This is a genomic window from Pseudomonas sp. FG98, from assembly GCF_057808595.1.
The window spans coordinates 1-11306 of the sequence record NZ_JBMDIJ010000129.1; the positions used below are offsets into that span (position 1 = coordinate 1).

An 11306-nucleotide genomic window follows, 5' to 3' on the forward strand; every position below is an offset into this window, starting at 1 on the left:
CATCGCTGGCAATGCCAGCTCCCACAGGTTCTTGTGCCTGGCCTGAGTCCAGCGGGCGGCCGGGACCTTGTGGGAGCCGGCTTGCCGGCGATGAGGCCATCAGCTTCGACATCAATCTTGCTGGCCGGGCTGTTCCTGCCGGCCAGCCATCAAACCACCCGCACACCCCGAACCTGCCACTGGCCGACCCACTCTCGGGCGAACGCCGCCGCGTGCCGGGTCAGTTCGTCCAGATGGCGGTCGCGTTTGCGCTCGGCCTCGACCATGGCCTTGCGCCCGTGCTGCTTGAGCAGGTAGCTGTGGATCTGCTGGATCTCCAGGGTGCGGTAGATCGGCGCCACATCGAGTACCGCCAGTTCGCTCGTTCCGGCCGGGGCATCACTGGCCATCAGCACCTGCGGCCCACGCGCACCGACCACCTGCAGGCCAAGCGCTTCGAAGCAGGCCACCTTGCCCTTGCCACAGGCCAGTTCGATACGCGGATGGCGCTGGCGGACTTCATCGAGCATCGCCCGGGCAATCCCGCGTCGGCGCAGGTCCTGGCGCACCGCCATATAGGCCACGGCACAGGCGCTGTCCTCGCCTTCGATCGGCAGGTACAGCAGGAACCCGGCCAGCTGCTCTTCCTCGCAGGCCAGCACCAGCCCCACCGGCAGCCGCGTACCGCCCAGGGCCTGGAGATACAGGTGCACTTCGAAGCCGAGGCCGTACTGGTACAGGCTGTACAGCGGGTTGCTCGGCGGCAGGGCGGTGGCGCTGAGGTCGCTGAAGTTGTCGACCACCAGTTGCATCAGCTGGCTGTGCAACGGTTCGTCGGGGGCGGTCTGGTGCAGGGTGACAACGGGCATCGCGCGGTGGGCTCCGGTAGCTGGGCGGGGCGCCAGTCTACAGGAGCCGAACCGCGGCTTCGATGTCAGACCCGGAAACGCCCGACCAGCGCCGTCAGTTCGGTCGCCAGCCCCGCCAGGGTCTGGCTTGCCGCGCTGGTCTGCTGCGCACCCTGGGCCGAGTGCGCCGAGAGCTCGCGGATGTTCAGCAGGTTGCGGTCCACCTCCCGCGCTACCTGGGCCTGTTCCTCGGCGGCGCTGGCGATCACCAGGTTGCGCTCGTTGATCTGCCCGATGGCGGCGTAGATGCCTTGCAGCACCTGTTCCGAGGCCTGTGTGGTGTCCAGCGCCGCGCGCGCCCGCTCGGCGCTGGCGTGCATGGAACTGACCGCCACTTCGGTGCCGTGCTGCACGCTGCCGATCATCTGCTCGATTTCCTGGGTCGATTGCTGGGTGCGGTAGGCCAGGGTACGGACTTCGTCGGCGACCACGGCGAAACCGCGCCCGGCCTCGCCGGCACGGGCGGCTTCGATGGCGGCGTTGAGGGCCAGCAGGTTGGTCTGCTCGGAGACCGCACGGATCACTTCGAGAACCTTGCCGATATCGCGGATCTCCCCGGCCAACTGTTGCAGGCGCTCGCTACCGGCCTGCACTTCGCCGGCCATGGCCTGGGTGCCATCGAGGGTTTCGCTGACCTGGCGGCGGCTTTCCTCGGCCAGCCGGTTGGAATCGTTGGCGGCCTGGGAGGTGGACACCGCGTTGCGCGCCACTTCCTCCACCGCCGTGGTCATTTCGGTGACGGCGGTGGCCGCCTGCTCCAGCTCTTCGTCCTGGCGGCGCAGGCTTTGCGCGCTTTGTTCGGTGACCGCATTGAGCGCGCCGGCAGACTCGGCCAGGCGCGCGGCGCAGGCATTGATCTGGCCCAGGGTGTCGCGCTGGCTGTGCTGCATGCGTTGCAGTTCGGTGAACAACTGGCCGATCTCGTTGCTGCCCGGCACCGTGACCGGCTCGCTCAGGTCGCCGCCGGCGATGCGCTGGAAGTGCCGTCCGGCGTCACGCAGCGGGCGCAGCACGCGTTGCTGGATAAAGCCCCAGCACAGCGCCGCGAGCAACAGGGTGGTGACCAGCAGGGCCAGGCTGAGCAGTTGCGCCTGGCGCAGGCGGCGTTCCGATTCGGCCATGATCTGCTGGCCGCGTTCGCCAAGGGCCTTGACCAGTTCCTGACGCAGCGCCTGCAGGCGGCCCATGGCGTTGCCGGCGTCGACGTTGACCGCGAAGTAGTGCTCCAGGGAATTTTCCAGGGTCGCCTGGCGTTGTCCGGCGATGGCTACCGAGTAGCTCTGGAATGTGCGTTGCAGCTCTTCGGCGGTAGGTTTCAGTGCGGGATCGTCGACGGCGGCAACGAATTCGCCGGTCAGCGCCAGGCTGGCGTTGATCAGCTCTTCCGAGCGGGTCAGGCGGCCCTTGGCGCTGTCCAGGTGGCCGCCTTGCTGCTCGATGAAGCCGGAGGAGACGTTGGCGCTGGAACGGATCGCCATCAGCAGGGCGTTGTTCAGGCGGTCGGACTGGTGCGCGGTACGGTCCAGCTCGGCGATCTGCGCGTCGCTGCCGACGGCGCTGCGCCAGGCGCTGGCGCTGGAGAACAGCAGGGTCAGGCTGAACAGGGACAGCACCCAGAACATACCGGTGCGGATTTTCAGGTCGGCGAACATGCGGGCAGGGCTCCTCAAGTGGTCCCGCCACTTGTCGGACCGGGCGGGTTGCTACTGCTATCGGAGGGCGCATATGACCGCTTGAGGGGGCGGAACCGGGTTGTGTTCGATTATCGAACGGAGATCATCGCCGTGCTGTCGACGCAGGCGCGGCGGTACTCGCCTGGCGTGACCCCATAGGCCTGCTTGAACTGCCGATTGAGGTGGGCCTGGTCGGAAAAGCCCAAGTCCACCGCGACGTTGAACGGCAGGTAGCCGTGGCGCAGCAGGGTCCGCGCCCGGGCCAGGCGGCGCTGCTTGAGCCAGGCATGAGGCGGCAGGCCGGTGGCCTGGCGGAATACCCGGGCGAAGTAGAAGGGCGACAGGTGCACGGCGGCGGCCAGTTCTTCCAGGGACGGCGGGCAGTCCAGGCGGGCGTCCAGCAGCTCGCGGGCACGGGCCACCGCCAGCGGTTCGTTGCCTGGCTCGCGCGGGTCGCGGACCTTGGCGTGGCGTTGCATCAACAGCAAGGCCGCCTCGCGCCAGGCCGACTGCTGCTCCAGCGCGCTGGCGCCCTGTTGCGCACAGCGGTGCAGACCGAGCAGGGCACGGAATACCAGCGGGTCTTGCAGCACGCTGCTGCTGAACCCCGGCGTGCCACCGGCGCTGAGTTCCAGTTCGTCGAGCACGCTGGTCATATGCGCCACGTCGGGGTAGCAACCGCGGTAGCTCCAGCCGTTCTCATGGGCGCGAGAACCGGTGTGCAGCTCCTCGGGATTGATCAGCACCACGCTGCCCACCGGCGCCACATGGTCGGCGCCGCGGTGCCAGAAGCACTGCGCACCGGTCTCGATGGCGACGATGGAATAGCCTTCGTGCACATGGGGCGCGAAGCGTTGCTGGAAATAGCGGGCCTGGAGCAATTCAAGATTGTCCAGCGCCGGCGCTTGCCAGAAGTGGGTCTGTTCCCGTGGAGCCTGTGTCATGGCGAACCGTTGAGCCACCAGCGATAGACGAAGAAGAAGCCCATGCTCAGGAGCATGCTGAGCAGGGTATTGCGCGTCCAGAGTACCAGCACCACGGCCAGCAGCGAACCCAGCAGATAGGGGTTGGCCGGATCGAGGTTGAGCTGGTGTTCGGGCAGGAACACGATCGGCCCGCAGATCGCCGTGAGCATGCCCGGTACGGCGAAACCGAGGAATTGCCGTGCATTGGAGCTCAGGCGCAGGGGCAGGCGTGGTTCAAGAAAGGCATAGCGGTTGAGGAAGACCAGCAGGCCCATGGCGAAGATCAGGACGAAGACCATCAGCGTGCTCCGGAGAATTTCTGGCAGATAAAGCCTGCGGCCATGCCCAGCAGACCGGCGGCGACCAGTGCGGTTTCCCAGTGCCAGTAGCTGAACAGCACCGAGCAGAACAGCGCCACGGCCACGCACACCACCGTCGGCAGGTTGCGCACGGTGGGCGCGATCAGGGCGACGAAGGTGGCGGCGATGGAGAAGTCCAGGCCCAACTGGTCGAGGTGCGGGATGCTCTGGCCGAGGATGATCCCGACCAGGGTGAACAGGTTCCAGGCCAGGTAGAAGGTGAAGCCTACGCCAAAGGCGTACCAGCGGTTGAACTGCTGGCGGTCGTGCTGGCTGACCAGGGCGAAGAACTCGTCGGTGAGCAAAAAGCCCAGGGTCACGCGCCAGCGGGTCGGCAGTTCGCTGAGCACCTGGCGCATCGACAGGCCATAGAGCAGGTGCTGGGAGGTCAGCAGCAGGGTGGTCAGCAGGATCGAGAACAGGTTGGCGCCGCCCTTGAGCATGCCGATGGCCACCAGTTGCGCCGCGCCGGCGAAGACGATCGCCGACAGGCCCTGGCTTTCCAGCGGGGTAAGGTTGGCTTCGATGGCCATCGAGCCGGCCAGCAGGCCCCAGGGCGCGACGGCCAGGGACAGCGGCAGGCAGGCGATGGAGCCTTTGATATAGGCAGTGCGGGCAAGGGAGGCAGGCATGGACGACAGCGTATGGGGGACGGCCTTGCAGCATGCCAGAGCGCCGCGCGGGCGCCTTGAACAATCTTGCCCTGTTGCCTCAGGGGTGCTGGCTGATCAACTGGTGCCGGGCGGCCTGGCAGCCGTTGATCTCCATGGCCTTCTGCACGTAAGTGACGCGCTGGTTGGCGTCCAGGCCGGCGAGCAGGCGGTAGACCTCGGCCTGGAAATCCCGCTGGCGTCCCCATTGCAGGGCCAGGCCCTGGGGCCGCTCGCGCATGCACAGCAGGCGCACCGCCGGTTGCGGGTAGTAGCCGGCATACAGCGAACTGCGTGACGACACCTGTTCCAGGGCCTGGCGGTATTCGCGGCTTTGCAACTGGTCAGGGCACCAGTTGACGATTTCCAGCGCCGCCGGAGCGAAGCCCTGGCCGAGGCTGGACTGCAACAGCGGGCAGGCTTCGGCGGAGATCTGCCCGGCGGGCAGGTGGGTGATGTAGTGCAGGGCCAGGCGGTATTCGGCCACTGGATGGCGCAGCAGCGCGGCGCGTTGCAGCAGGGCCACGGCCGGTTGCAGGGTCTGGTCCAGCGCCTGGACCTTGCGGATCAGCTCGCGGTCGGTGGGCAGGGCGTCCAGCGGCAGCGCATTGCTCTGTGCGTCGGCCTTCTCCAGCAGGGGCAGGGCCTGACGATAGAGCAGGTCGGCGTGGGGGTCGATGACCGGATCGCCAGCCAGTGCCGTCAGCGGCAGCAGCCATAACAGGGAAAGCAGGGGACGATCACGACGCACGGGGTTGGTCCTGCAGGAAAAGGGCTCTAGCGCAATTCATGGTGTCAGGCACTGTCCATAGTGAAAGAAGAAGCTCCGTGGCGGGGCATTCTAGCCGGATGCCCGGCGCGCCGAAACCCGTCGCGGTATTTGTGTCGACGAGACGTGTTGCGGGTAGAATCCGTTCCCTTTTTCAGGGCAGCGCCACGGAGCCTGTGGGAGCGGGTTCACCCGCGATGACGTCAGTGACTTCACTATCACTATCGCGGGTGAACCCGCTCCCACAGGCTCCGTGGCCTCCGCTGGACTCTCGGTAGCAGAGGAATCCAAGGTGCAGTCACAACAGGGCTTTGTCCTGACCCGCCATTGGCGGGATACGCCCCAGGGCACCGAGGTGGAGTTCTGGCTGGCCACCGACGCCGGCCCGCGCCTGCTGCGCTTGTCGCCGCAGACCTCGGTGGCCTTCATCCCCGCCCGTTACGAGGCCCGTGTCCGCGAACTGCTGCGCGGCGAGCGGGAGGTCGAGCTGCGCCCGCTGGCCCTGCAGGACTTCGAGCATGCTCCGGTGCTGGGCCTGTATTGCCGCCAGCAGCGCCAGTTGATCCAGCTCGACAAACGCCTGCGCGGCGCCGGCATCGAGGTGCTGGAAGCCGATATCCGTCCGCCGGAGCGTTACCTGATGGAGCGCTTCATCACCGCGCCGGTGGCCTTCGACGGCCAGGTCGACGGCGCCGGCGTGTACCTCGACGCCCAGTTGAAAGCGGCCAATGACTACCGCCCGCGATTGAAGCTGGTGTCCGTGGATATCGAGACCAGCGAGCGCGGCGAGCTGTATTCCATCGCCCTGGAAGGTTGCGGCCAGCGTCAGGTGTACATGCTCGGCCCGGCCAATGGCGATGCCACGGCGGTGGATTTCGACCTGGCCTGGTGCGATACCCGTGCTGACCTGCTGCACAGCCTGAATGCCTGGTTGGCCCGGCATGACCCTGACGCGATCATTGGCTGGAACCTGGTGCAGTTCGACCTGCGCGTGCTGCATGAGCACAGCCAGCGCCTCGGCGTGCCGCTGCTGCTCGGGCGCGATGCCCAGCCCATGGAGTGGCGCGAGCACGGCAGCCGTGCACATTTCTTCGCCGGGGCAGCCGGACGGTTGATCATCGACGGCATCGAGGCGCTGCGCTCGGCGACCTGGAGTTTCCCGTCCTTCAGCCTGGAGTACGTGGCCCAGACCCTGCTCGGCGAAGGCAAGGCCATCGACACCCCGTACCAGCGCATGGACGAGATCAACCGCATGTTCGCCGAGGACCGCCCGGCCCTGGCGCGCTACAACCTCAAGGACTGCGAGCTGGTCACGCGGATCTTCGAACAGACCCGGCTGATCGACTTTCTCCTCGAGCGCTCCACGGTCACCGGCCTGCCGGCGGACCGCAGCGGCGGTTCGGTGGCCGCTTTCTGCCATCTGTATATCCCGTTGATGCACCGGCTTGGCTTCGTCGCGCCGAACCTCGGCGGGCGCGAGGGTGAGGCCAGCCCAGGCGGGTTCGTCATGGATTCGCGGCCGGGTTTGTATGAATCGGTACTGGTGCTCGATTACAAGAGCCTCTATCCGTCGATCATCCGCTCCTTCCTGATCGACCCGGTGGGCTTGATCGAAGGCCTGCGCGAGCCGGACGACGAGCACTCGGTGCCGGGGTTCCGCCAGGCGCGCTTTTCCCGCACCCGGCATTGCCTGCCGGCCATCGTCGAGCGGGTCTGGCAGAACCGCGAAGCGGCCAAGCGCGAGGGCAACGCGCCGCTGTCCCAGGCGCTGAAGATCATCATGAATGCCTTCTACGGCGTGCTCGGCTCCAGTGGCTGCCGCTTTTTCGACCCGCGCCTGGCCTCGTCCATCACCCTGCGCGGGCACGAGATCATGCAGCGCACCCGGCAACTGATCGAGGCGCAGGGTTATGAAGTGATCTATGGCGACACCGATTCCACCTTCGTCTGGCTCAAGGGCGCTCATGCGCCGGAGGACGCCGACCGCATCGGCAAGGCGCTGGTGGCCGGGGTCAACCACTGGTGGCGCGGGCACCTGCGCGACGAGTACGGTTTGGAGAGCGCGCTGGAATTGCAGTACGAAACCCATTACACGCGCTTCCTGATGCCGACCATCCGCGGCGCCGAGGAGGGCAGCAAGAAGCGTTATGCCGGCCTGGTGCGGCGTGCCGATGGCAGCGAGGAGATGGTCTACAAGGGCCTGGAAAGCGTGCGCACCGACTGGTCGCCGCTGGCCCGGGAGTTCCAGCAGGCCTTGTACCAGCGGATCTTCCAGCGCGAGCCGTACCGCGAGTTCGTCCGCGATTATGTGCAGCGCACCCTGGCCGGCGAGCTGGATGAGCAGTTGGTCTACCGCAAGCGCCTGCGCCGGCCTCTGGATGAATACCAGCGCAATGTCCCGCCCCATGTACGTGCCGCCCGCCTGGCCGACGAGTACAACGACCGCCAGGGGCGGCCGCGGCAGTACCAGCGCGGCGGCTGGATCAGCTACGTGATCACCACCAGCGGGCCGGAGCCGCTGGAGAACCGGCGCAGCCCGATCGACTACCAGCATTACCTCGATCGCCAGCTGCAGCCGGTGGCGGATGGGATATTGCCCTTTGTCGGGGATGACTTCGCCGGGTTGATCGATCGGCAGATGGGGTTGTTCCAGGACTGAGTCTTGTGGTGTTGCTGATGGCCTCATCGCTGGCAACGCCAGCTCCCACAAAATATCAGGCAAGTCATAGGAATTGTGCCGGGCGATGTCCCTGTGGGAGCTGGCGTTGCCAGCGATGAGGCCATCGGCAACGACAAACCCTTGCTGTCGACCACCATCGACTATCCTCCTGTTTAACCAGGTCGGAATTTTCCCTCCGGCACCTGCGAAAAATTACCTTTCTGAAACCGAAAGTTACCTTTGTCCCGGGCAGTCGTTTAGGCTCCGACCTTCGGATCTTTCCTGGAGGTCTGTAGTCATTGTTACGAGGATTGAAAAAGGAGAAACACATGCTTGCCCGGTCCCTGACCCTTGCCGTCCTGCTGGCCATCGCCGGTCCGCTGTTCGCCGATGACAACCCTCTGGATCTGGATGCGGGCAGGGCCCGTCCGTTGGTGGTGATCGCGCCCACCAGTGCCGACCCGCTGTTGCGAAGTCTCAACGAGTCGCTCAAGGACCCGGCAACCCAGGCCGGTTTCAAGGAGCGCGGCCTGGTGCTCTACAGCGTTGCCGGGATGATCGGCAAGCGTGACGACAAGAACCTCGAACAGCAGACCACCATGGCCCTGATCCGCCAGGTCAGCCGTGGTGCCCAGGTCGGCACCCAGGTGACCCTGGTGGGCAAGGATGGCAGCAAGCATCCGCTGGAAAACGATGGTTCGCTGGATATGAGCAAGATTTTCGCTGCGGTGGATGCGCTGCCGGCGGAAGAGAAGGCGATCAGCACGCCGGCCCCGGAAGCCGCGCCAGTGGCCGAGGCCAAGCCGGGCAAGGGCGGCAAGGCGGCCGAGGCGAAACCGGCCAAGCCGGCGAAACCGCTGCCGCCACCGAAGCCCCTGGAAGATTGAACCCTGTATTGAAGAAGGGCCGGAGCTGTAAAGCTCCGGCCCTTTTCGTTCGTCTCAGCGAAAACGCTCGGCGCTGTAGGGGGCGGGGTCGGTAAACGGCGTTTCGCCCGTCATCAGCTCCGCCAGCAGCCGCGCGCTCACCGGGCCCAGGGTCAGGCCATGGTGGGCGTGACCGAAGTTGAACCACAGGCCCTTGTGCCGGCTGCCCGGGCCGATCACCGGGCGCATGTCCGGCAGGCAGGGTCGACGGCCCAGCCAGGGCTGCCGGTCGATCCGCTGGCCGAGGGGGAACAGGCTGCGGGCCACGGTCTCGCAGCGCTGCAACTGGATTTCATTGGCCGGATCGCTGCTGGCGGCGAACTCGACCCCGGTGGTCAGGCGGATGCCCTGGTCCATCGGCGCGAGGACGAAACCGGCCTCGACATCGCAGATCGAGTGCCGCAGTGGCTTATCGGGCCGGGCCTGGTAGTGCATGTGGTAGCCGCGCTTGTTCTCCAGCGGAATGCGGTAGCCCAAGGGCGCGAGTACCTCGGCGGCCTGCGGCCCGAGGGCGATCACCACCTCTTCGGCCGTGATCGGGCCGCGCTGGCTGTCGACCTGCCAGCCGTCCTCGACCTGGCGCAGGCTGCGCGCATCGCCATGGATGAACTGCCCGCCACGTCGCACGAACAACCGGGCATAGGCGCGGACCAGGGCCCCGGGATTGCTGACGGTCTTGGGGTCGAGCCAATGAATGGCGCCGATGGCGTTCTGGCTCAGGCCCGGCTCGCGTTCGTGCAGTTGCTGGCGGTCGAGAATGTCGAAGGCCAGGCCGTAGGGCGCCAGGTTCGCCGCGTCGGCCTTGGCTGCGCTAAAGGCGGCTTCATCGCGGTACAGCTCGATCCAGCCGTCGGCCTTGACCAACGCCTGGGCGCCGGCGGCTTCGATCAGCGGGTCGTGTTCGCTGATGCAGCGCTGCATCAAAGGCTGGATGGCGCGTGTGGCATCGGCCAGCGGCGTTGGTGCCGAATGCCGCCAGTAGCTCAGCAACCAGGGCGCGACCTTCGGCAGGTAGCGCCAGTCGTAGCGCATCGCGGACTGGCGGTTGAGGCTGTAGCGGGCCAGGGTTTTCAGGTCACGGGGGAAGGCATAGGGGGTCACGCTGGAGCGCTGGATCAGCCCGGCGTTGCCATGGCTGGTGCCGCTGCCGGGGTCGTCACGGTCGATCAGCACCACCTGGCGGCCACGTGCCTGCAGTAGCAGGGCGCTGCTCACGCCAACGATTCCGGCACCGAGAACGAGGGTCTGGCATTGCATGCGGGTAAACCTCCAGCGTGATCGACGTTGTTACAGACTTTGACAGAAAGCGGTCATCCGGAGAAAGTCCACGGGTAGCTGTTCCCAGTCCAATACCAAGCAAGGGAGCTTCAGATGTCCGCACCTGCCACACAGATTCCGTTCGCCGAGCTGGTGAACCTGTTGCAGCGCATTTTCGTTGGCCATGGCTGCAGCGAGGCTGTCGCCCAGGTACTCGCCGCCAATTGCGCCAGCGCCCAGCGCGATGGCGCCCATAGCCATGGCGTGTTTCGCATTCCCGGTTATCTGTCGACCCTGGCCAGCGGCTGGGTCGATGGCCGCGCCGAGCCGGTGGTCAAGGACGTGGCCAGCGGTTATGTCAGCGTCGATGCCCGCGGCGGCTTTGCCCAGCCGGCCCTGGCTGCGGCCCGCGAGCTGCTGGTGAGCAAGGTGCGCAGTGCCGGGATCGCGGTGCTGGCGATCCACAATTCCCATCATTTCGCCGCGCTGTGGCCGGATGTCGAGCCGTTCGCCGACGAGGGCCTGGTGGCGCTGAGCGTGGTCAACAGCATGACCTGCGTGGTGCCCGAGGGGGCGCAGCGACCGCTGTTCGGCACCAACCCGATCGCCTTCGCCGCGCCCTGTGCCGGTGCCGCGCCAATCGTTTTCGACATGGCCACCAGTGCCATGGCCCATGGCGACGTGCAGATCGCCGCGCGCAAGGGCGAGTTGCTGCCCGACGGCGTCGGCGTGGACCGCGAGGGCAGGGCGACCCGCGATCCGGCGGCGATTCTCGACGGTGGCGCCTTGCTGCCGTTCGGCGGGCACAAGGGCTCGGCGCTGTCGATGATGGTCGAGTTGCTGGCGGCGGCGCTGACCGGGGGCAACTTCTCGTTCGAGTTTGACTGGTCGCAGCATCCGGGGGCGAAAACGCCCTGGACCGGGCAACTGATCATCGCCATCGACCCGCGTCTGGCCCAGGGCGAGCGCTTTGCCGAGCGGGCGCGGGAGCTGGTCGGGCAGATGGAGGCGGTGGGGGTGACGCGGATGCCGGGGGCGCGGCGCTTCAAGGAGCGCGAGCTGTCGGCGCGGCAGGGGGTGACGGTGACGGCGGAGGAATGGGCGCAACTGCAGACGTTGGCCTGACACTTGACCCTGTGGGAGCTGGCTTGGCAGCGATTG

The 11306-nt window shown here is 66.6% G+C and carries 10 protein-coding genes; 3 read left to right on the top strand and 7 right to left on the bottom strand.

Translation table 11 applies throughout. The features are described 5' to 3' along the window. Positions 1-149: 149 nt before the first annotated feature. The 6 genes from ACODSK_RS31075 to ACODSK_RS31100 all read right to left on the bottom strand — a co-directional run bounded on the left by ACODSK_RS31075 (position 150) and on the right by ACODSK_RS31100 (position 5285). Positions 150-848 (bottom strand): GNAT family N-acetyltransferase, encoded by a 699-nt coding sequence (locus ACODSK_RS31075; protein WP_489021761.1) that lies wholly within the window; start codon positions 846-848, stop codon positions 150-152. Positions 849-913: 65 nt separating this feature from the next. Then, positions 914-2539 carry a methyl-accepting chemotaxis protein gene (locus ACODSK_RS31080; protein WP_489021763.1) on the bottom strand — a complete coding sequence of 542 codons (1626 nt, stop codon included), beginning with the start codon at positions 2537-2539 and terminating at the stop codon, positions 914-916. A gap of 110 nt (positions 2540-2649) precedes the next feature. Next, complete coding sequence (locus ACODSK_RS31085; RefSeq protein ID WP_489021764.1) at positions 2650-3504, bottom strand: helix-turn-helix transcriptional regulator; 855 nt, start codon at positions 3502-3504, stop codon at positions 2650-2652. Next, entirely contained in the window at positions 3501-3827 is a 327-nt protein-coding gene (locus ACODSK_RS31090; RefSeq protein WP_484580598.1) for an AzlD domain-containing protein, read from the bottom strand. The genes ACODSK_RS31085 and ACODSK_RS31090 overlap by 4 nt, the downstream gene beginning before the upstream one ends. Beyond that, a complete protein-coding gene (locus ACODSK_RS31095; RefSeq protein WP_489021766.1) occupies positions 3824-4516 on the bottom strand; it encodes an AzlC family ABC transporter permease in 693 nt (230 codons plus the stop codon). Before ACODSK_RS31095 ends, ACODSK_RS31090 begins: the two co-directional genes overlap by 4 nt. A 79-nt stretch (positions 4517-4595) precedes the next feature. Next, complete coding sequence (locus ACODSK_RS31100; RefSeq protein ID WP_489021767.1) at positions 4596-5285, bottom strand: sel1 repeat family protein; 690 nt, start codon at positions 5283-5285, stop codon at positions 4596-4598. A 310-nt stretch (positions 5286-5595) separates the two neighbouring features. Between ACODSK_RS31100 and ACODSK_RS31105 the strand changes: the two genes are divergently transcribed. After that, a complete protein-coding gene (locus tag ACODSK_RS31105) occupies positions 5596-7962 on the top strand; it encodes a DNA polymerase II (RefSeq protein WP_489021768.1) in 2367 nt (788 codons plus the stop codon). 329 nt (positions 7963-8291) lie between these two features. Beyond that, positions 8292-8849, top strand: a complete 558-nt coding sequence (locus ACODSK_RS31110; RefSeq protein ID WP_489021770.1) for a DUF4174 domain-containing protein — start codon at positions 8292-8294, stop codon at positions 8847-8849. A gap of 54 nt (positions 8850-8903) precedes the next feature. On the opposite strand, the gene ACODSK_RS31115 is transcribed toward ACODSK_RS31110, so the two are convergent. Then, the gene (locus ACODSK_RS31115) at positions 8904-10145 is read right to left on the bottom strand and encodes an NAD(P)/FAD-dependent oxidoreductase (RefSeq protein ID WP_489021772.1); all 1242 of its coding nucleotides are present in this window, start codon (positions 10143-10145) and stop codon (positions 8904-8906) included. 114 nt (positions 10146-10259) lie between these two features. On the opposite strand from ACODSK_RS31115, the gene ACODSK_RS31120 reads away from it, so the two are divergent. Next, positions 10260-11270 carry an Ldh family oxidoreductase gene (locus tag ACODSK_RS31120; RefSeq protein ID WP_489021774.1) on the top strand — a complete coding sequence of 337 codons (1011 nt, stop codon included), beginning with the start codon at positions 10260-10262 and terminating at the stop codon, positions 11268-11270. The last annotated feature ends 36 nt before the right edge of the window (positions 11271-11306 follow it).